At 25.3% G+C, this 22,316-nt stretch carries 23 protein-coding genes; 7 read left to right on the top strand and 16 right to left on the bottom strand.

The genetic code is table 11. The annotated features are described in order from the left end of the window. Positions 1-5 precede the first annotated feature (5 nt). The 13 genes from rpiB to IGS63_RS09405 form a co-directional block, all read right to left on the bottom strand. Entirely contained in the window at positions 6-443 is a 438-nt protein-coding gene (gene rpiB, locus IGS63_RS09345; RefSeq protein WP_190614417.1) for a ribose 5-phosphate isomerase B, read from the bottom strand. 10 nt (positions 444-453) lie between these two features. Then, positions 454-747, bottom strand: coding sequence for an STAS domain-containing protein (locus tag IGS63_RS09350; RefSeq protein ID WP_190614419.1), 294 nt, complete (start codon positions 745-747; stop codon positions 454-456). A gap of 27 nt (positions 748-774) precedes the next feature. After that, positions 775-1,392 carry a transcriptional repressor LexA gene (gene lexA / locus IGS63_RS09355; RefSeq protein ID WP_190614421.1) on the bottom strand — a complete coding sequence of 206 codons (618 nt, stop codon included), beginning with the start codon at positions 1,390-1,392 and terminating at the stop codon, positions 775-777. Next, entirely contained in the window at positions 1,392-3,842 is a 2,451-nt protein-coding gene (gene gyrA / locus IGS63_RS09360) for a DNA gyrase subunit A (RefSeq protein ID WP_190616157.1), read from the bottom strand. The genes lexA and gyrA overlap by 1 nt, the downstream gene beginning before the upstream one ends. A 36-nt stretch (positions 3,843-3,878) precedes the next feature. Continuing rightward, the gene (metG, locus tag IGS63_RS09365; RefSeq protein WP_190614422.1) at positions 3,879-5,801 is read right to left on the bottom strand and encodes a methionine--tRNA ligase; all 1,923 of its coding nucleotides are present in this window, start codon (positions 5,799-5,801) and stop codon (positions 3,879-3,881) included. A 99-nt stretch (positions 5,802-5,900) separates the two neighbouring features. Next, the gene (gene cobO / locus IGS63_RS09370) at positions 5,901-6,407 is read right to left on the bottom strand and encodes a cob(I)yrinic acid a,c-diamide adenosyltransferase (protein WP_190614424.1); all 507 of its coding nucleotides are present in this window, start codon (positions 6,405-6,407) and stop codon (positions 5,901-5,903) included. 10 nt (positions 6,408-6,417) lie between these two features. Beyond that, positions 6,418-6,978: a hypothetical protein gene (locus tag IGS63_RS09375; protein WP_190614426.1), complete on the bottom strand. Its 561-nt coding sequence runs from the start codon at positions 6,976-6,978 to the stop codon at positions 6,418-6,420. Positions 6,979-6,982: 4 nt separating this feature from the next. Then, the gene (locus IGS63_RS09380; RefSeq protein ID WP_190614428.1) at positions 6,983-7,378 is read right to left on the bottom strand and encodes a PaaI family thioesterase; all 396 of its coding nucleotides are present in this window, start codon (positions 7,376-7,378) and stop codon (positions 6,983-6,985) included. A 13-nt stretch (positions 7,379-7,391) separates the two neighbouring features. Beyond that, the gene (locus IGS63_RS09385; RefSeq protein ID WP_198423046.1) at positions 7,392-7,619 is read right to left on the bottom strand and encodes a DUF2164 domain-containing protein; all 228 of its coding nucleotides are present in this window, start codon (positions 7,617-7,619) and stop codon (positions 7,392-7,394) included. Beyond that, complete coding sequence (locus IGS63_RS09390) at positions 7,597-9,417, bottom strand: glycerophosphodiester phosphodiesterase (RefSeq protein ID WP_190614430.1); 1,821 nt, start codon at positions 9,415-9,417, stop codon at positions 7,597-7,599. Before IGS63_RS09390 ends, IGS63_RS09385 begins: the two co-directional genes overlap by 23 nt. Before the next feature lie 76 nt (positions 9,418-9,493). Further along, positions 9,494-10,633 carry a CsgG/HfaB family protein gene (locus tag IGS63_RS09395; protein ID WP_190614432.1) on the bottom strand — a complete coding sequence of 380 codons (1,140 nt, stop codon included), beginning with the start codon at positions 10,631-10,633 and terminating at the stop codon, positions 9,494-9,496. A 13-nt stretch (positions 10,634-10,646) separates the two neighbouring features. Continuing rightward, positions 10,647-11,813, bottom strand: coding sequence for an iron-containing alcohol dehydrogenase (locus tag IGS63_RS09400; RefSeq protein WP_190614434.1), 1,167 nt, complete (start codon positions 11,811-11,813; stop codon positions 10,647-10,649). After that, entirely contained in the window at positions 11,813-12,256 is a 444-nt protein-coding gene (locus tag IGS63_RS09405; protein WP_190614436.1) for a MarR family winged helix-turn-helix transcriptional regulator, read from the bottom strand. Before IGS63_RS09405 ends, IGS63_RS09400 begins: the two co-directional genes overlap by 1 nt. Positions 12,257-12,438: 182 nt before the next feature. Between IGS63_RS09405 and IGS63_RS09410 the strand changes: the two genes are divergently transcribed. Further along, complete coding sequence (locus IGS63_RS09410; RefSeq protein ID WP_190614437.1) at positions 12,439-13,644, top strand: S41 family peptidase; 1,206 nt, start codon at positions 12,439-12,441, stop codon at positions 13,642-13,644. A gap of 8 nt (positions 13,645-13,652) precedes the next feature. On the opposite strand, the gene IGS63_RS09415 is transcribed toward IGS63_RS09410, so the two are convergent. The 3 genes from IGS63_RS09415 to IGS63_RS09425 all read right to left on the bottom strand — a co-directional run bounded on the left by IGS63_RS09415 (position 13,653) and on the right by IGS63_RS09425 (position 17,383). Then, positions 13,653-14,480, bottom strand: coding sequence for a DMT family transporter (locus IGS63_RS09415; protein ID WP_190614439.1), 828 nt, complete (start codon positions 14,478-14,480; stop codon positions 13,653-13,655). Next, positions 14,477-15,628: an MFS transporter gene (locus tag IGS63_RS09420; RefSeq protein ID WP_190614440.1), complete on the bottom strand. Its 1,152-nt coding sequence runs from the start codon at positions 15,626-15,628 to the stop codon at positions 14,477-14,479. Before IGS63_RS09420 ends, IGS63_RS09415 begins: the two co-directional genes overlap by 4 nt. A 228-nt stretch (positions 15,629-15,856) precedes the next feature. Beyond that, entirely contained in the window at positions 15,857-17,383 is a 1,527-nt protein-coding gene (locus tag IGS63_RS09425) for an ATP-binding protein (RefSeq protein WP_190614442.1), read from the bottom strand. A 270-nt stretch (positions 17,384-17,653) separates the two neighbouring features. On the opposite strand from IGS63_RS09425, the gene IGS63_RS09430 reads away from it, so the two are divergent. The 6 genes from IGS63_RS09430 to folP are packed head-to-tail and all read left to right on the top strand — an operon-like array spanning position 17,654 to position 22,315. After that, positions 17,654-18,109, top strand: a complete 456-nt coding sequence (locus IGS63_RS09430) for a methylated-DNA--[protein]-cysteine S-methyltransferase (protein WP_190614444.1) — start codon at positions 17,654-17,656, stop codon at positions 18,107-18,109. A 52-nt stretch (positions 18,110-18,161) separates the two neighbouring features. Next, complete coding sequence (locus IGS63_RS09435; RefSeq protein ID WP_190614446.1) at positions 18,162-18,752, top strand: anthranilate synthase component II; 591 nt, start codon at positions 18,162-18,164, stop codon at positions 18,750-18,752. Beyond that, positions 18,745-20,091: an aminodeoxychorismate synthase component I gene (gene pabB, locus IGS63_RS09440; protein WP_190614448.1), complete on the top strand. Its 1,347-nt coding sequence runs from the start codon at positions 18,745-18,747 to the stop codon at positions 20,089-20,091. The genes IGS63_RS09435 and pabB overlap by 8 nt, the downstream gene beginning before the upstream one ends. Beyond that, positions 20,091-20,906 (top strand): aminotransferase class IV, encoded by an 816-nt coding sequence (locus IGS63_RS09445; protein WP_190614450.1) that lies wholly within the window; start codon positions 20,091-20,093, stop codon positions 20,904-20,906. The genes pabB and IGS63_RS09445 overlap by 1 nt, the downstream gene beginning before the upstream one ends. Continuing rightward, entirely contained in the window at positions 20,899-21,462 is a 564-nt protein-coding gene (gene folE / locus IGS63_RS09450; protein ID WP_190614452.1) for a GTP cyclohydrolase I FolE, read from the top strand. The genes IGS63_RS09445 and folE overlap by 8 nt, the downstream gene beginning before the upstream one ends. Before the next feature lie 4 nt (positions 21,463-21,466). Then, the gene (gene folP, locus IGS63_RS09455) at positions 21,467-22,315 is read left to right on the top strand and encodes a dihydropteroate synthase (protein ID WP_190614453.1); all 849 of its coding nucleotides are present in this window, start codon (positions 21,467-21,469) and stop codon (positions 22,313-22,315) included. The last annotated feature ends 1 nt before the right edge of the window (position 22,316 follow it).

Consider the following 22,316-nt stretch of genomic DNA (forward strand, 5'->3'; position numbering starts at 1 on the left):
AGAAATCACTCCTCAATCTTTGAAATTTTATCAATCCTTCTTTGATGTCTTCCTCCTTCAAATTCAGTACTTAAAAATTTATCAACCGTCCATTTTGCTACATCATATCCCATTAACCTACCAGCCATAACCAATACATTTGCATTATTATGTTTTCTTGAAAGTTCTGCCATAGTAGGATAAAAACAAAGTGCAGCTCTAACTCCTTTAACCTTATTTGCAGCAATTGAAATTCCTATTCCAGTTCCACACATTAAAATACCATAATCAACTTCTTTATTAACAACAGCTTTCCCAACCTTTTCTGCAAAGTCTGGATAATCAACACTTTCTGTTGAATATGCACCCATGTCTACAACTTCATGATTATTTTCTTTCAAGTAATTTATTATAATCTCTTTCATATCAAAACCAGCATGATCAGATCCAATAGCTATTTTCATAAAATCCTCCTTATTTTATATTTAATATTTTATCCAAGCCAACCATTTCAAATAATTTTCTTATTTTTTCTTCAATATTTATTATTTCAAGAGAACCACTTTTTAATTGTGCTGTTTTATGTAAACTTATAAGCATTCCTATTCCTGAGCTGTCTAAATAAGAAACATCTTTAAAATCTAAAATCATTTCAGATAATTTAAGATCTAAAATTTTTTCTTTTACTTCTTTTATATTAGACATATCTATTTCACCAGAAATCTTTATTATTTTTTTACCTTCAACTTCATTTAAAACTATTTCCATAATATACCTCCTTGTTCTTGTTTATTTTTATTCAAACATTCTTATTAATCCAACCATAACCCCTTGTATTTGTAACCTATCTGGTTCTACTTTAATAATATTCATATTTTTATTTTCTGGAATTAAATGTATAATATCATCTTTCTTTCTAAATTTTTTTAAAGTTGCATAATTTCCATCTATTAATGCAACAACTATATCATTATTTTTTGCAAAATCTTGTTTTTTTATTATAACATAATCTCCACTCATTATATGAGCTTCTATCATTGAAGTTCCTTCTACCAATAATGCAAAGTACTCATTATTCTTTGAAAAATAATTAGAAGAAAGAGGAACAGTATCTATTATATTTTCAATAGCTTCTATAGCAGCTCCAGCAGCTATCTTACCAACCACTGGAACTACTTTTTCACTAGTGAAAATTTCTCCTGATTTAGAAGTCAATTTTATTCCCCTTGAAACATTATTTCTCTCTATATATCCTTTTTCTTCTAATGTAATTAAATGTTTATGTGCTGCTCTTGGACTTTTAAAATTAAAATGTTTCATAACATCTCTAACACTTGGGGCATAACTGTTTTTTGATATATAATCTTTAATAAATTCAAGGACTAAAGATTGTTTAGAAGTTAATTTTTTCATTAAATTTCCTCCTCTTCTTCAGCATTTACGATTATAACACTTGAAATTAAATCTCCTTTATCCAATCTAACAGTTATTACACCTTGCGTCACCCTTCCCAAAGTGTTTATCGAAGAAATAGGTACTCTTATTGCTTTTCCATTTTTAGAAAATGATAAAAGATTTTGATTTTCTTCTACACTTAAAGCAGCAACAATATTTCCTATTTTATTAATATCTTTTATTGTTTTTAAACCTATTCCACCTCTCGATTGAAGTCTATAAGAAGAAAACTTTGCTCTTTTTGCATATCCATTTTCAGTAACTATTAAAAGTTTTTTGTTATTATCAATCTTAACTGCATTTACAACTTCATCTTTTGATTTTAATTTTATTGCAATAACGCCACCTGCAGTTCTTCCCATTGCTCTTGCATCTGATGAAGAAAATTTTAATGCCATACCTCTTTTAGTTACTATTAAAACTTCTTCTGAATCATTTGAAATTATTAATGCATCTACAACTTCGTCATCTTCTTTAAGATTTAAGGCTTTTATTCCACTTTTCCTTGCATTTGCAAATTCTCTCAATGATGTTTTCTTTACCTTTCCCTTTTTAGTAAAGAACATAACAAATTTATCATAATCTCCATCTAAACCTATTGGAACAACTGTCTTTATTTTTTCTCCATCAGAAAGAGATACATAATTTGCAACATGTTTACCTTTTCTATTTTTAGCAGCAAGTTCTATTTCATATGCTGGTAATTGATAAGCCTTTCCAGCAGAAGTTATTATCATTAATTTAGATTTTCTTCTTGCAAAAATAACATCTAAAACATTATCATTATCTGATATTTTAAGACCTTTTACTCCCTTTCCACCTCTACCTTGAACTTTATATTCTGTACTTGGTACAGCCATTATATATCCATATTGACTTAAAACAATAACTATATCTTCATCTTCTATTAATTCTTCATTAGACTTCAAATTAGATAAATTAAATGTTATTTCTGTTCTTCTGTCATCTCCAAATTTTTTATCAATCTCATCTAATTCTGATTTTATTATTTCCATCTTTTTATCTGTGTTTTCAAGAACTTCATTTGCCCATTTTATCTTTTCATTTAAATCTTTTAATTCATCTGTAAGTTTATTTATTTCTAATTTTGATAAGCTAATTAATCTCATTTCAGAAATAGCTTTTGCTTGTTCTGCAGAAACACCTATTGTTTCTTGTAAATTTTTTAATGCATCTTGTGGATTATCTGAATTTCTTATTATTTCAATTACTGTATCTATTCCTTGTACAGCTTTTATTAATCCTTCAACTATATGTGCTCTTTTTTCTGCTTTTTTTAATTCATAGTTTGTTCTTCTTGTTACAACTTCTACTCTATGATTTATAAAAGCGTTCATAAGCCCTTTTAAATTCATTAAACTTGGTTTTTTATTATCTATAACATTCATTTGTATAGAAAATGTTGATTGAAGAGATGTATGCTTTAATAAATCATTTATTATTCTATTTTGATTTGCATTTCTCTTTAATTCTATTACAAGTCTCATACCTCTCCTGTCTGATTCGTCTCTTAAATCGCTTATTCCTGAATCTTTTTTCATATCTCTCATTCTTTTTACATAAGCAACAATTTGTTCTATTATATCAATCTTAGAAACATTGTAAGGTATTTCTGTAACTACTATTGCACTTTTATTTTTGTTTTCAACTATTTCATACTTTGCACGAGTTGTAAACTTTCCTCTTCCGGTTTCATAAAAGTCTCTTATTCTTTCACCATCTACAATAATACCTCCAGTTGGTAAATCTGGACCTTTTATATATTGCATTAAATCCGGAACTGTTGCTTCTGGATTGTCTATTAAATATTTGAATCCACCTACAAGCTCTCTTAAATTATGTGGTGGAATACTTGTAGCCATTCCAACTGCTATACCACTAACTCCATTCATTAATAAATTTGGTAATCTTGTTGGTAAAACTTCGGGCTCTCTCAAAGAGCCATCAAAATTATCATTAAAAGCAACCGTATCTTTTTCTATATCTTGAAGCATATATTCTGAGATAGTTTGCATTTTTGCTTCTGTATATCTCATAGCAGCTGGTGGATCTCTATCTATTGACCCAAAGTTTCCTTGACCATTTACAAGTTGATATCTCATTGAAAAATCTTGAGCCATTCTAACAAGAGCATCATAAATGGAAGCATCTCCATGTGGGTGATACTTACCCATTACTTCTCCAATTATTCTAGCAGATTTTTTATATGCAGATGTATGTTTCAAGCCAAGTTCATCCATTGAATAAAGAATTCTTCTTTGAACTGGTTTTAATCCATCTCTAGCATCTGGAATAGCTCTACTAACTATAACACTTAAAGAATACAAAAGGTACGATTCTTTCATTTCATCGGTAAATCTTCTATCAACTAAATGTTTTTCCAACATTTCTTCATTATTTTCAGACACTCCCTATACCTCCATTTAAGATATTATCGATCCTGGTTCTATATTTTTATCAGTTGTTAGAATCGTTAAATCATCTCCATTTTTTGCAGCAAGCAGCATACCATTTGATATCTGTCCCATTAATTTTGCTGGTTTTAAATTAGCTACTATTATTATATTTTTTCCTATAAGATCTTCAGGTTTATAAAACTTAGAAATTCCAGCAAGAATCTGTCTATTCTCTTTACTTCCATCATTTAACATTAATTTTAATAATTTTTTTGATTTTGGGATTGGTTCAGCAGTTATTACCTTTGCAACTTTTAATTGAACTTTTTTAAAATCATTTATTTCAATCAATTCTATTACATTTTCATTATTTTTTTCTTCTTTTATTTCATTATTTGTTTTTATTACCTTTTCCCATTTTTCCATATCCAATCTTTGGAAAACAGGTTCACCTCTACTTATTTTTACTCCCGTGTGCAATCCACCATTTTTTATATTTTCAAAGTTTATATGATCTTTATTATAATTTAATTTTTTTAATATTTTTTCAGATGTTTCAGGCATTATTGGTGAAACTAATATACTTATATTTCTAATTGAATCTGCTAAATTATACATAACCGTAGAAAGTCTATCTTTTTTACTTTCATCTTTTCCAAGTTTCCATGGTTCTGTTAAATCAATATATTTATTTGAGAACCTTATAATTTCCCACAAAGCTTCAAGAGCATGGGTAAATTGATATTTATCCATAAATTCAAAGTATTTTTTTGAATTTTTTTCTATTAAAGTATGAAGTTCATCATCTACTTTTTCTATTTTATCAGGTTCTAATATAATACCATCAAAATATTTATCTAACATTGAAAGAGTTCTGTGCACAAGATTGCTCAAATCATTTGCAAGATCTGCATTATATCTTGTTATTAAATTATCTTCAGAAAAATCACCATCTCTTCCAAACGTTATATCCCTTAACAAATAATACCTTATTGCATCTTTTCCATAAGCATTCATTAAGATTCTTGGATCAACTGCATTACCTTTAGATTTTGAAATTTTTTCTCCATTTACTGTTAACCATCCATGTGCAAATATTTTTTTAGGTAATTCAATATTTGCAGCCATTAAAATAGCTGGCCATATTAATGAATGAAATCTGTTTATTTCCTTTCCAATAAAATGAACATCGGCTGGCCAATATTTTTTAAACTTTTCACTTTCCTCATAACCAATAGCACTTATATAATTAATTAAAGCATCTACCCAAACATAAACAACGTGCTTTGGATCATCTGGGACAGGAATTCCCCAATTAAAAGTTGTTCTTGTAATACTTATATCATTTAAACCTTTCTTTAATAAAGAAAGCATTTCATTTTTTCTAAATTCAGGTTCTACAAATTCCGGATTTTCTTCATAAAGTTTTAATAAAGCATCATTGTATTTTGAAAGTTTAAAAAAATAATTTTCTTCTTCAACCCATTTTAATTCTTTTCCACAGTCTGGACAAAGTTTTTTTCCATCTTTTAAAATAACTTCATCATCATTAAAAAAAGATTCACAGGAAATACAATAATTCCCTTCATATTTTCCCTTATAAATATCTCCGTTATCCTTTAATTTTTTTACTATTTTTTGAACAGTTTTTTCATGCTGTTCATCAGTAGTTCTAACAAAATAATCGTTAGTTATTCCCATTTCTTCCCACAATACTCTAAATTTATTTGAAAGTTCATCAGCAAATTCTTTTGGAGAAATGCCTTTTAATTCTGCAGATTGCATTACTTTCTGACCATGTTCATCTGTTCCAGTTAAAAAGAAAACATCATAGCCCATCATCCTTTTGTATCTTGCCACTATATCAGCCACTATTGTAGTATAAGCAGAACCTATATGCGGTTCTGAATTAACATAATAAATAGGAGTAGTTACATAAAATTTTTTCATAAAAAGGCACCTCCAATATTTTTTTTATTTATACCTCTATTATATCATATATTATAAATTAATACAGTTTTTTTAATACAAGCATATAATTTTTTACAATTATTTATCTATTCCTTTTCTTGATAAAATTCCTTTATTATAATAGTGTTTAACTTCTTTTATATCACTAACTAAGTCTGCATACTCAATTAATTCTTTTGGTGCATAACGACCAGTTAATATTACTTCTATATTTTTATTTCTTTCTTTTAACACCTTTAATACTTCCTCTACTGATATTAATTTAAAATACATAGCTATATTGATTTCATCTAAAACAACTATATCATATTCATTTGTACTTAAAATTTCTTTAATTCTTTTCAAACCATTTTTTGCTGCTTCATAGTCTTTTTTTTCTGGATTTCTATCAATAAAACAAGAAACGCCATACTTTTCAATTTTATTATTTGGAAGTAGCTTTAAAGAGTTTATTTCTGAATAATCCATATTTTTTACAAATTGACCAATAAAAACTTTTTTACCAGCACCTATTGCTCTTAAAGCTAACCCTAAAGCAGCTGTTGTTTTTCCTTTTCCATTTCCAGTATATACATGCACAAACATTTTTCTCTCCTCATTTATAAACAAAATTTATTTTAGCTTCATTCAATCTTTTATAAATTTTATATTCTGATATTATATCATTTCTTGTCCAAAAAAAATCTGTAAAAGCTTCCCATAAAAAAACCCATCCACCTATAGAAAATCCCTCTCTAACCAGTTTAAAAAACATATTATTTACATCTTTTAAAATAAACATAGACATTATTAATAAAAATATTGAAAAGAAAAATGAATAAAATATCTTCCTATATAATTTCAAAAGTTTATCTTTTATTCTTTCATTTATATAATTATAAAAGTTTAAATAAGCTGTTTTTAAAGTTTTTTCTTTTTTATCATCTTTTTTTGATTCAGGAAGATATAAAACAATTGTTAATCCATATTTTAATGGTATATCTTTTGATGAATTCATTATAAAATAATTAAATTCTTCTTCAATATCTCTTTTTTTAAATGGTGAAGGATCCCAATCATCATATACTTCTTCATAATTATTTAATGAAACTTCTATTATATAATTATTATTTTCATCATCGTATTTATACAATCTTTGAAAATATTTTTTCTTCATAATATCACCCTTTAAAAGCCATATAAGTTCCATAAGATTCTGCTAATATTTTTCCATTTGTATCTACAATCTTTCCATAAGTTTTAAAAACTCTTTTTTTATTTTCTATTATTTCACCAAAAGCTTTATACTCTGTATTACTATACAAAGGTTTTTTATACTTTATGTTCATTTCAGCAGTTACAACTCTTTTATCAAGCGAAATTACAGACCAAGCCATTACCTCATCTAAAATAGTAGCTATTATTCCACCATGAATAACATCGGCCCAACCACAAAAACTTTTATTTAAAGAAAATTTAGTATTAGACTTTCCTTCTTTAAAATCAATATCCAACTTTAATCCTTTTTCATTTTCTTTTCCCCATGCAAAACTCATTGAATTGTTATTTAATTCCATATCTATACCTCCATCATATTCTCTGTAAAGATAAAATATCTTCTATTATATCTTGCATTAAACTATGTGCATCATCTATTGCCTTATTATAAATAACATCACCAAGTTCTTTTAGAAAAAAGTCCAAAACGATTTCAGCAGATAAATCACCTAACTCTTCATCTCTTTCTTCTAAGAAAAATACTTTTATTTTATCTAATAATTCTCGCTTTTGATCTTTATTTAATTTTATTTCTTTCATCTTTATGCTCCTTATATTCTTTTATTTTTTTTACTAATAAATCTGTATAATCCGTTATTATACCATCAACACCTAAATTTATAAATAAATCCATAGACTCTTCATCGTTTACAGTCCAAACAAAGATTTTTTTATTATATTTATGTATTGTTTCAATTACTCTTTTATCTATTTGTGATTCTTCCATACTAAATACATCTATATTTTTATTTTTTAAAATAGGCTCCATTTTTCCTAATTTAACATACATTATCAAACCAGTTTTTAATACAGGATACAATACTTTTACTCTTTTCAAAGCATTATAATCGAGTGAAGTTATTATACATTCATGTTCAAACTTATATTTTTTTATTAATTTTATAACTTCATCTACAAGTTTATAATCATGATTTTTTATTTTTATTTCTATATTTAATTTAATTTTATTTTTTGCATATTCAATCACCTCTTCAAGTGTTGGTATTTTTTCATCAAATTCATAATCTTCGCCAACATTTATATCTTTTAAATCTTTATAAAAACTATTTTCAACAGTTATATTTTTATCTGCAACTCTTTTCAAAGAGCTATCATGTGATAATACAACAATGTTATCTTTAGTTAATCTAACATCTATTTCTGCAAAATCAGCTTTGTTTTTTACCGCAACTTTAATTGCAGAAATAGTATTTTCTGGAGCACTTAAATAATCTCCACGATGAGCATTAACGTATACTTTTGAATTAAAATTTACTTTTTCCATAGAAAATGTATAATTACCCATAAAAAATATTGTTAAAATAAGAATAAACACTACTATTTTTATATGTTTTTTTATGAATTTATCTAACTCAAACTTAGAATTATATACTTTAAATTTTTTTATTTCAAATTCACTATTTTTAATACTTTTTAACCTTTTAAAATACAAATCCGTTATAACTATCATATTTAAAGGAACTGTAAATATTGAAATTAAAAATGTAGAACTTATACTTAAAGATGTAAATATATATTCAATACCTTCAAAAACAATAGAATTTTCTCCAAAGAAACCAGAAATCAATGTTATTAATAAAACACCTAAAATAATTATTAGAATAATTATAAATAAAATAACAAATTGCCAAAATAGCATAACACCCAAAATTTTCCAAAATGAACCTTTTACTAATTCTTTACTTCTTTTCAAAGAGTTTGAAAAATTTTTATCTTCTAAAACAACAACATGTATAGCAAAAATCCATTTTATTAAATAATTTATAGAAAACAAAAAAACAAATATGTAAATTAATGTAGTTATACCATTATTGAAAATATAATCTTCTATAAAGGTTGGCAATTCATACTCATCTATTAAAGTTGGTACCATTCCAAAGCCTAAAAAAGGCACTATTAACAAAAAATAAAGTAAAAGCTGTAAAATACCCAAACTCATTGTATTTTTTAATTTTTTTAAAGAATTTATAATAGCTGATTTTATATTTATTAATTCGTTTAATTTTTTTTGATATGTAATTATTATTAAACCTGCATTTTCAACATATATAAAAATAAAAGCTATTATACCTAAAATTATAGTTGTAATTATTCCTTGAAAACTTATAAAAAATTTAAAAGTATCATTATTAAAAAATAATTTACTTGAAGTCTTTGAAATAACATAATTTGTAATCCCATTAAAAATTGGAAGTATTATAAAAAAACTCATTATTTTAAAAATTATTTCGTATGAAATATATAAATATATGTTTTTAAAAAATATATTTAATACTTTTTTGATTTCTAAATATTTTTCTTTTTTATTATTTTTCATTAGAAAACCTCTATTCAAGATGTATTATAAAAGATCTTTAAAATAAAAGATGCCATTGGCATCTTTTATTTTAAATTCAGTTATAAATTACCTTTTTTATTTTTAAATCATTCAATTGATACAAAAATCTAAGAATTAATTCTTTTTCTTCATTTAAGTTATTTATTCTTGCGGTTCTTTTTACTGGTTCTATAATTCTTATTTTTGAAATAATTTTATTATTCAACAATATGAAAAAATAATTTCCTATATTTTTAGAGGTTAATTTACTAACTATATTTTCACCAAATTTATTAAAAGTAATCAAAACAAAATTTTTATTAGTATTTTTATCCTTTTCTATATTAATCTTATCAATTAATCTAAAATCCAATTTAATAATTTTATTTTGAATTTTAAAATTTGCTCTATATTGGGGTTTCCCATTTATCATCTTTCCAATAGCAAAAGATATTTTTGGTTTTATTTCCAATATTTTTACTGTATTTTTCAAATCTTTTAATTCAATATTCTCGTTATAGTTTATTTTTACATCAATAAATGTATTTTTATACTCTGGTTTTAAATATACACTTTTACCATATTTACTAATTAAAAGTTTCTGAAAAGTCCTCATCACTTTTTGAAAACTTTCAAAAGAATTATCTTCTAAAAATACTTTCATATTAAATGTTTTATACTTATATTTTTTTTCTTTATTATTTGTTTTAGCCTCATTTTGAATATTGTTTTTATCATTAACTTTTATAATATTATTACTTTCAAAAGTGAAATTATGAAAACTTTTAATTCGAGAAGTTTTAATATCTATAAAATATATTGATAACATCTTTTTGCCATTAAAATTTGAAAAATTACCTTTTATTAAAATATCTGCACCAGTTAAACTTCCAGTTTCTTTAATATTTTCATTATTAACTATTCCAGTCAATTGAAGTTTATGTTCATTTAAAATATCCTTTAAATCATTTCTATCTAATACGGAATAATTATTTTTTATTAAACTTTCTAAAAATTTATTTTCATAAAAAACTTTTTCAGAATCATCATATTCACTATCAAAACCAATAAAAATATATTTTTCATTATCTTTATTTGAAGAAAGAAATTCATCAAATTGATTTTCTGGTAATACAATCTCAGCTTTTTGCACACTACAAGAAACTAAAGTTAAGATAAAAAGTAAAAATAAAAAAACTTTTAAAAATATTTTCATATAAACACCACCATTATTCATAAGCAATTTTTAGAATATTTAAAACATCATCTTTTTCAAGTTTTTTCATATTTCCCATTGGGCAAAGTAATGCGGCATTATTTGCTATTTTTTCTAAATCATCTTCAATTATATTTAATTTTTTCAAAGTTGTTGGAGCTCCTATTTTTTTATAAAATTCTATCAACTTATCTATACCCTTTAAAGCTTTTTCTTCATCAGTTCCATCATGTATATTAAATATCTTTTCTGCAAATCTTACCCATTTTGATATATCCTCTTTATAAACATATTTCATCCACGCAGGTGCAATTACTGCAAGTCCAGCACCATGAGACACATCATAAAATGCGCTCAAAGAATGCTCAATCATATGACTTGACCAATCTCCACCTTGACGCCCTGTACCATTTATTCTATTTAATGCAAGGGTAGCACTCCATGCTAGATTTGCTCTTGATTCATAGTTTTTTGGATCTTTTAATAAAACAGGAATATGTTTCATTACTGTTCTGATTATACCTTCTGAAACTTCATCCATTATATCGTTATTTTTTGTTTTATCAAAATAAAGTTCAAAGACATGTGTCATAGCATCTATTCCACCATTTATAGTTTGATTTCTTGGTAAAGAATATTGAACAGTTGGATCAATTATAGAAACTTTGGGATAAACTAATGGCGAACCAAATGCCCACTTTTTATTTTCTTTTTCGTTAGTTATAACTCCACCTGAATTCATTTCCGAACCCGTTGCAGAAATAGTTAAAACAGTAAAAATCGGTAATCCTTTATAAGGTTTTGCTTTACCTTCAAAAAAATCCCATACATCTCCATCATAGTAAAATCCAGCAGCAATAGCCTTTGCTGAATCAATAACGCTTCCACCACCAACTGCTAATATTCCATCTATTTCTTGTTCTCTTGCTATTTTTATTGCTTCATGAACCTTAGTTAAAACTGGATTTGGTTTTACCCCAGATACTTCTACAAAATCTATATTTTTTTCTTTTAAAGAGTTTACAACCGTATCATAAACTCCATTTTTTTTAATAGACCCTTTTCCATATAATAATAAAACTTTTTTAGAACCAAATTTATATAAATTTTTCCCAATATCTTTTACTGTATCTTTTCCAAAAACTATTTTTGTAGGATTTAAATATGTAAAATTTTCCATTATTTCTCCTCCCTTTCTAAATTTTTGTACATCTTATTTAAGAGTATATGTAAAATATTAGTTTCTTCATCTGTTAATCCACTAAAAGTTTGATTATCTAATTTAGAAGAAATATCAAGAAATAATTGTTTTAATCTTTTAGATTTTTCTGTAAGTTTAACATACGTTTTTCTCTTATCTTTATCATCCGAAACTTTTTCTACATATCCTCCAGAACTCAACTTCTTTATTAAAGAAGTTATTGTTGATTTATCTCTTCCAGTAAACCTTGATATATCTTTCATCGTAGCCTTTTCATTTTTATATAAATATTCTAAAATTTCACTATGAGATGTGACTAATCCTTTTTCACAATATTTTTTCATTTTAGACTCTATATTTTTAGATATAATTGTGTTTATTGAATGTATCATATGAAGAACATCGTGTCTATTTTTATACATAAACATCTCCTCTCTTTTATACTTTAATCAAGTAAATTTTACCATTTTTTTATTAATTTTCAAAGTATAAATTTTTATCTATGTATAATTATTTCATTACTTTTGTTTTATTAATTTTAATTTGTAAATAATATTTTATTTTGATATAATTAATTTATCTTTAAATAAAAGGAGCTTTATAAATGAAATTAAAAAAATTCTTATTAATTTTTATTCTTATATCTGCTATTTTTTTTAGTAATTACCCAAATAATGAACAATACAAAAAATCAGTATTGAATATGATCAACATAATAAATAACAAATATTATGGAACTCCAAATTATTCTAAAATATTAGACTCACTTTTAAACGGAATGATTGAAGGGCTTGGAGATAAATTTGCTTGGTATCTCGATCCCGAAAAAGTTAAAAAAGATAATGAATATTATTCAAGTCAATACGCTGGAATAGGAGCAATGATAAAATATAACAAAGAAGAAAAAGTTCTTGTAGTCGCTCCCATGCTATATTCGCCAGCCGAAAAATCCGGATTAAAAGTTGGAGATAAAATAATAAGTTTAGATGGCTCAACTGTATCTGAATTAGGTTGGAAACAAGCTGAAAAAAAAATATTAGGAAAACCAAATACTTACATAACCTTAAAAATAAAAAGAAACACTTGGAAAAACCCTAAAGCATTTAAAATTAAAAGAAGTTTAATAAAAGTTCCAACAGTAAAATATAAAACTTTTGAAAAAAATTCAAAAAAATTTTTATATATAAAATTAACAAAATTTGCAAATAATAGTGCAATAGAAATGCAAAAAGCCTTAGAAAAATTTAAAGATAAAAAATTTGATGGTTTTATCTTAGACTTACGCGGAAACTTAGGTGGATTAGTACGTATTTCAATTGATATTGCTTCAATGCTCATGAAAAACAAAGTAATTACACACATAAAATACAGTAATGGCTACAATGAAACAAAAAGAACCATCTCTGAAAAGTACTTTTATTTTTTAAACAACGTACCAAAAATTATACTTGTAAATAAAAATACTGCATCTTCTGCAGAAATATTAACAGGTGCATTTAAAGATAACAATGCTGCAACAATATTAGGAACAAAAACATACGGGAAAGCAGCAATACAAAGCACTTATAAATTCAAAAATGGGGGCGAAATAAAATTGCCTGTAGGTCATTACTTCACTCCAAAAAATTATGATATAAATCTTAAAGGAATAATCCCAGATATTATAGTTGATTATGAAGAAAAATTAACCTCTAAAATAAGTGAAGCTGAAAAATATAGAGCTTTATACTGCACAACAACTAACGTGTTTTTAGACTTTAAAAATGATTTACAGTTAAATAAAGCCATAGAAATATTAAGTGAAAAATAATAAAATTTTTATACATTTTTTTGTGATAGTTTTAAAGTTGAAATAACAACTGCTAACATTAATAAAAAAGCACCAAATACTTGTATAATAGTAAATTCTTCATGTAAAATAAGAATAGACAAAAAACTTGAAACAATTGGCTGAGCTAAAAATAATAAAACAGTTAAATTACTTCCAACTTTTTTTTGATATTTTAACTGTAAAAAAATCACTAAAACAGTTCCAATAGTACCAACGTACAAAATACTATTCAAAGAAGTAAAATTAAAAACGTACTTTATTTTAAATACAAAAGATAAAAAAACACTTATTATTGTTACAGTAAAAAACTGAAAAAACAATAATTTTTTTTCCTCAACAACCTTACTAAACTTTGTAATTAATACTATATGTAGAGAAAAGCCTATAGCACATAAAAACATTAACATATCTCCAAAATTAAAACCAGCTATTCCTCCAGTTAATAAATAAGATCCTACTATAGAAAGTAAAAAAGAAATTAATTGATTTTTAGATATTTTTTCTCTTTCTAAAAAATAAGAAAATATTGGAACTAATACAACATATTGAGAAACAATAAATCCAGACTTTGATGACGTTGTATAAGTTAAACCTATAATTTGAGTTATATAGCTAAATGACAAAACCAAACCAAGAAAAAAAGATTCTAAAAATTTTCCATATCCAAAAATAAAAAATGATATTAAAGAAGCTATACCAAATCTAAAAATAATATACTGCAATGGGCTTATATTAATTAAACCCAATTTTTGAATTGGAAAAGTACTTCCCATTATTACTGCTGCCATTAAAAGTGCAATATAATTTTTCTTCATAAAACTCTTCCTTTATATTTAAATCCAAATAATGTAATTACTGTATTTGAAAGTAAAACCAAAAACGAAATTAAAAATACCATTGAATAAGAAAATTTTGAAGCAATAAAACCTGCTAAAATTGGAGTAAATATTTTTGAAAAAATTTGAATACCATTAAAAAATCCTTCCCAACGACCAAACTCTTTTGGTGCATATTCTTGTTTAAGTGGTTCTTTTGCAGATATCCAAAGTGTAAAACCAATAGCTAATACTGCATGAGATAAGAAAAAAGTAGTCCAACTTTTAAACATCAATAAAAAATAAAAAAATGACATTATGAACGTTCCAATTATCAAAGTTTTTTCAGCATTCATTTTAATATGTTTTCTCCAAAAAATAGAACTTAAAACAATAAGAGAAAAAATAATTTCATAAATTAACATTATTTTAGTATCTCCATTCAAACTTTCTTTAACATAATAAGATATAATTAAATAACTACCAAATCCAAAGTTTGAGAAAAACAATATTTGATTCAATAAAACAGTCAAATACTTTCTTTTATTCGGATTGTGATTAAGTGAATGAGATTTTGTTAATTCATTTCCATTCTTGACCTTTGGAAAAACTTTTAACATAAACAAAGAATAAACTAAGTTCAATAAAAAAACAATTAAAAATACTGTTCTATAAAAAGTTATTGGCGTTTTATCATAGTCAATAAAAAATAACATTGGTATAAATAAAACAGCTTTAACTCCTTCACTTATTATTGGTAATAACGTATAAAATTTATTTCTATTTTTAGGTGAGATTATAGCTCTTTCATACATACTCAAAAGTGGGAAAAACATATCGAAACTACCTATCAATATTTGAGCAAATAAATAAAGTTTAAAGTTAAATGAATATGCCAAAACTAAGTTTCCAATTCCAAAGAGAGTTCTACCAATTGTAATACCATAATTTGGCGATCTTTTTTCAAATAATTTTCCTATTAAAAATGTCAATATTGATTGAACTCCATAAACGATTGAAAAAACCATACCAGCTTCATATACGCTCAATCCAAGCTTGTTCGCAAACATTGGAGATATAAGTATTGTAATAAACGAAAAGGCTGGTATTGAAGACATAAATAAATATCTTTTTACATTTTTATTCATCAAGCACCTCGACTTTATAGTAAGTTATGCTAATTATACCTCAAGAAAAAATTTTTTCAAAAGGTATATTTTTTATTAATTACTTAAGAATTAGTTTCCCTTTTTTACAAAGATTAAAATACACATAAAAAATTTAAAGTTTTTTTATTCTACTGATTTGACCAATACAAATTTTTGCATTTTAATTATATTCTTTTTATAAAAAAAATATCCCAACACCCGCTGGGATTATATCTTTTCTATTTTGTATTCGTCTATGTTTCTCTTTTCTGAGTTTATGTTTATTCCTATTATATAAATTTCTTTCTCTTTGTATTTTTCATAGTACTTCATTTCTTTTATTTGATTTAAGACTTTTTCTGCACTCTTGTCTATCTTTATTTCCATTATGTATATGACGTTTTCCTCTATTACTATATCGCTTCTTCCTAAGTTCGTTAATTCTTCTGCTGTTACGTTCAATCCTGCTGATGCAAGTATTGTGTATATCAATGAATGATAGTAACTTTCTTCTTTTTTATGCAAGTTGTATGGGATTGCACTTATTATTCTTTTTATTTCTTTTATTATTCCTTCTATGTCTTTTTCATATATTCTTTCATATATTGTGGTTTCTATTTGCTCTGTTTCTCTTATCCCATAGTTTGCTTCTAATATTATCTTTGAAAAACTATTTTTTACTTCTATGTTTGGATAGTCTAATATGTACTTTTTCCTCAATCCTAATCTTTTTATTCCTTTAAAGGTCAAGTATCCTGCTTGTGTAAAGAATATGCTTGCATTTGCTTCTTCTATTTCTCGGGTTGAAAAATCGAGTTCGCTCACTGGATACTTCACTAAATCTTCATATCTTATCTTCTTCCCTTTTATGTATTCATACAAAAATGATGGTGATCCACTTTCAAACCAATAGTTTTGAAACTCCATTTCATTAAAAAATCTTAATATTGAAAATGGATTGTATACAGAATTCTCTCCATCGAATGAAAATCCATTGTAGTACATCTTTAAGTTTTTTAATAACTCTTTTTCTTCCATATTCATTTCAATTGCTGTTTCTTTTATGTGCTCTTTAAAGTTACTTTCTAACTCTTCTTGTGTGTATCCCAACATCTGTGCATATTTTTTATTCAACGATATATCATTTAAGTTGTTCAGTGCTGAAAATACTCCTGTTTTTGTGAACTTTGTTATTCCTGTCATGAATACAAACTTTATGTATTCGTCTTTTGATTTTATGCTCACATAAAAGTCTCTCAATATTTCTCTATACTTTTCTGCTTTTTCTTTGTTGTTTATATTGTCTAATATTGGTTTTTCATATTCATCTACTAATATTACTACTCTTTCTTTTTGGGATAGTTTTATTATTAATTCATTGAATGCATATTTATAGTTTGTATTTTCTATTGTTATTCCATATCTTTCCGCTTCTTCTTTTATTATTTCTAACAAGCCATACTTAAAACTTTGTTCATTTTCTGTTGAGACATCCAACAAATTTATTCTTATCACTGGATACTCTTTAAACTCCCATTTATCGTATATGTATGTTCCTTCAAATAAGTCTTTTTCTCCTTTAAACAAATAATACAGCGTTGATATCGTTAAACTCTTTCCAAATCTTCTTGGACGAGATAAAAAATAAAATTTTCCACTTGTTATTAATTCATGTAAATATTTTGTTTTATCTACGTATATATAATCTGTTATTAATTCTTTGTAGTCTTGTACTCCTATTGGTAGTTTTTTCATTTTTATCACCTCTAATTTTTATTATACCATATGCTTTTTATTAAATTCATTTATATATATCCAAAAAATCATTTAATATAAAAATATAGTAAATAATAGTTCTTATAAATAAAAGCACATCAATACTTGATATTACACAAAAAAGTTATATAATGTTATTAGTACGATTTAAAAAAGTAGTAAAAATTTTTTGAAGATATTAATTAAAATATTAATGATACAATACATGAGAAAAAATTATTACGCATTATATCATAAGGGGGTTAACATATGGATAAAATTTACCTTAAATCTATTTTAGGCCCAATAAAAATTGAAGGCAAAAATGAAAAAATTACTAAAGTATCATTTATAAATGAATACATTGAAATAAATGAAAGTCCAGAATATTTAAAAGAATGTAAAAAACAGTTAGAAGAGTACTTTTTAGGAAAAAGAAAAGAATTTGAAGTAGAACTTGAACTAAGTGGAACTGATTTTCAAATTAAAGTTTGGAAAGAACTATTAAAAATTCCTTATGGAAAAACAATAACTTATAAAGAACTTGCAAAAAAAGTTGAAAATCCAAAAGGTTATAGAGCTGTAGGCAATGCTAACAATAAAAATAAAATTGCTATTATTATTCCTTGCCACAGAGTTATTTTATCAAATGGTGGACTTGGGGGCTATGAGGGTGGAATAGAGAAAAAAAGCTACTTAATTGATTTTGAAAAAAGTATTGACTAATATATTTTTCAAATGTATAATCAACTTGAAAAATAATTAAGAGGTGTTTTTATTGATTTTGATGATAGATAATTATGATTCTTTCACTTACAACTTAGTACAGTACTTAAACATGCTAAATGAAGAAGTAAAAGTATTTAGAAATGATAAAATAACTTTAAATGAAATTGAGAAGTTGAACCCTGAAATGATCGTTATTTCTCCTGGACCTTGTACACCAAATGAAGCAGGCATTAGTTTAGATGTAATAAAAAACTTTAAAAACAAACTTCCAATTTTAGGAATTTGTCTTGGTCATCAAGCAATAGCTCAAAGTTTTGGAGCTAAAATAATAAAAGCAAAAGAACCTGTTCATGGAAAAGTACATTCAATAAGCCATAAAAATATTGGTGTTTTTAAAGATTTAAAAAATCCTTTAAAAGTAACAAGATATCATTCTTTAATCGTTGAAAGAAAAACATTACCAAATTGTTTTGAAATAACTGCCGAAACAAAAATTGGTGAAATAATGGCTTTAAAACACAAAAAATATCCAATTGAGAGCGTACAATTTCATCCAGAAGCAATATTAACAGAAAATGGAATTGAATTATTAAATAATTTTTTACTCTTTGCAAAAAAATGGAGGATAGAAAATGATTAAAGAAATAAATTCAAACTATAATCCATTTGAAATATTTTCTATCTTTAAAAATGAAGATTATGTATTTTTTTTAGATAGTGGAATGGAACACAACGGAATGGGTAGATATTCCTTTATTGGATCAAAACCCTTCTTAACTATATCTTCAAAAAATACAAAAATAAAAATTAATAAAAATGGTATTGAAACAAATACAACAGGAAATTCTTTTGATACCTTAAAAAAACTTTTAAATGAATATAAAATTGAAAATGACACTGATTTACCTTTTATTGGTGGTGCAGTTGGCTATTTAGGTTATGAACTTTATCATCAAATAGAAGAAATAAATTCAAAAGCTATTGACGATGTCAATATTCCAGATATGTTCTTTGGTTTTTATGACACTGTAATAATAATAGATAACTTAAAAAAGAAAAAATATATATCTTCTATCTTTGATGATGAAAATAAAATTATAAGTATCGAAAATAAAATAAAAAATAACAAACCTTTTGATGAAAAAAGTTCAGATAAAAAAGACGTTGAATTTATATCAAACTTTTCAAAAACTAATTATATAAAAGCAATCAAAAAAATAAAAGAATACATAAAAAATGGAGATATTTATCAAGCAAATATGACACAAAGATTTGAATGCGAATTAAACAAAACTCCATTTGAACTATATAAAAAATTAAGAACAATAAATCCAGCACCATTTGCAGCTTATATTAATATTAAAGAAGCACAAATTGTATCGAGTTCACCCGAAAGATTTATCAAAATAAAAGACAAAAAAATAGAAACAAGACCCATAAAAGGAACTATGCCAAGAGGAAAAAATGAAAAAGAAGATAAAAAAAATAAATTTTCACTAATAAATAGCGAAAAAGATCATGCAGAATTATTAATGATAGTTGATTTAGAAAGAAATGATTTAGGAAAAGTATCAAAAATTGGAACTGTAAAAGTAACAGAATTATTTAAATTAGAAGAATATGCTACTGTTTTTCACTTAGTTTCAACTATTACTGGTGAAATGAAAGAAAACATATCAGTTGTGGATGTCTTAAAAGCAACCTTTCCTGGAGGATCCATAACAGGAGCTCCAAAAATACGTTCAATAGAAATAATAGATGAATTAGAAACTACTACAAGAAATATATATACAGGAAGTATTGGCTACATTGGATTTGATGGTAATAGCGACTTTAACATAGTAATAAGAACTATACTATGTAAAAATAATAAAGCATACTTTCAAGTTGGTGGTGGAATTACTTGGGATTCAAACTCCGAAGCTGAATATCAAGAAACTTTAGATAAAGGAAAAGCTCTTATGGAGGCTCTTAAGTAATGTACATGTACAATGGAAATTTAGTCAATAAAGAATTAAGCTTAGGTTATCAATATGGATATGGTGTTTTTGAAACTATAAAAGTATTAAATGGAAAGTTAATTTTTTTCAAAGAACATACTGAGAGATTATTTGAAGGATGTTCCAAATTAGAAATAAATTTCAAATACACTTTAAATGAATTGTTTCATATTTCAAAAAACTTTTTAAATAAAACAAATTTTAAAAATGGAAGTTTAAAGCTAATAGTATCAAAAAACAAAGATAGCTCAGATTTACTAATTACATTAAATAATAAAATATACACAAAATCTCAATATGAAAAAGGTTTTAAAATAAAAATATCTTCCATAAAAAAAAGTGAAACTTCAATACTATCAAAAATAAAATCATTGAATTATATGGAAAATATTTATTGTTTAAATAAAGCAAAAGCAGCAGGCTATGATGAAACTATTTTTTTAAACTCCAAAAATTATATTTGTGAAGGAACAATCTCAAACATTTTTTTTATAAAAAATAAAAAATTATATACACCTTCATTGAAAAATGGATTATTAAATGGAATAATTAGAAGTAAAATAATAGAAATATGCAGACAAAATTCAATAGATATAACTGAAGGTAATTATACATTAGAAGATTTATTAAAAGCAGATGAGATATTTTTAACCAATTCACTAATGGGAGTAATGCCTGTTTTAAAAGTAAATAATGTAAACTTTAAAAATTTCACTGAATATAATTTTTTCAAAAATAAAATAAAACTATATGAAAGTCTAAATGAAAATTTTGGAGGTCTTAACAATGGATAAAGAAAGAATAAAAAAAGCAGTTAAAGAAATATTGATAGCAATAGGAGAAGATCCAGAAAGAGAAGGATTAATTGATACTCCAAGAAGAATAGCAGATATGTATGAAGAAATATTTTCTGGATTAAAACAAGATCCTGGAGAACACTTAAAAGTATTTTTTCAAGCTGAAGAACATGAAGAATTAGTAATTGTAAAAGATATACCTTTTTATTCTATGTGTGAACATCACTTTGCACCATTTGTTGGAAAAGCTCATGTTGGATACTTACCAAAAGGTGGACGTTTAACTGGGCTCAGCAAACTTGCAAGAGTAGTAGAAACCGTTGCAAAAAGGCCTCAACTCCAAGAAAGAATAACAACAACCGTTGCAGATACAATAATGGAAAAATTACAACCTTATGGAGTAATTGTTATAGTTGAAGCAGAACACATGTGTATGTCTATGAGAGGAGTTAAAAAGCCTGGTTCAAAAACAGTAACTTCAGCTGTAAGAGGAGTTTTCAAAAATGACCAAAAGAGTAGAGCTGAAGCTATGTCATTAATACTCGGAAGGTGATTAAATGAGAAGAATAGACTATAAATTTCATAGAAAAATAAATGTAAAAATGAAAAATACTGATTTTAATTTTGGAACAAAAACTTATATAATGGGAATATTGAATGTAACTCCAGATTCTTTTTCAGATGGTGGCGACTTTGTTGACTTAGAAAAATCAATTGAACATGCTAAAAAAATGGAAAAAGATGGAGCAGATATAATAGATATAGGAGGAGAATCTACTCGACCTGGATCAAAAGAAGTAAGTTCAAATGAAGAAATAAATAGAGTAATACCTGTTTTAAAAAAATTAATAAATGAAATAAATATACCAATTTCTATTGATACTTCGAAAGCCATTGTTGCAGAAGAAGCACTCAAATGCGGAGCACACATGATAAATGATGTTTGGGGATTACAAAAAGACTCAAACATGGCAAATGTTGTTGCAAAATACAATGTACCAATATGTATAATGCACAATCAAAATGATACCGAATATAAAAAAGACATAATAGAAGAAATAATAGATTTCTTAAAAATATCTATAAACATAGCTTTAAATGCTGGAATAAAAAAAGAAAATATTATTTTAGATCCTGGAATAGGATTTGGAAAAACTCCTGAACAAAATATGGAAGTTATGGCAAGACTTGGTGAATTAAATGATCTTGGATATCCAATCTTATTAGGAACTTCAAGAAAATCAATGATTGGAAAAATTTTAGACTTACCCCCAAAAGAAAGAGTAGAAGGAACTATAGCTACATCCGTAATGGGTATCATACAAGGAATAGATATACTCAGAGTACACGATGTTAAAGAAAATATAAGAGCAATTAAAGTTACAGATGCTATTGTGAGGAAATAAT

Source organism: Tepiditoga spiralis (assembly GCF_014701195.1).
GTDB lineage: Bacteria > Thermotogota > Thermotogae > Petrotogales > Petrotogaceae > Tepiditoga > Tepiditoga spiralis.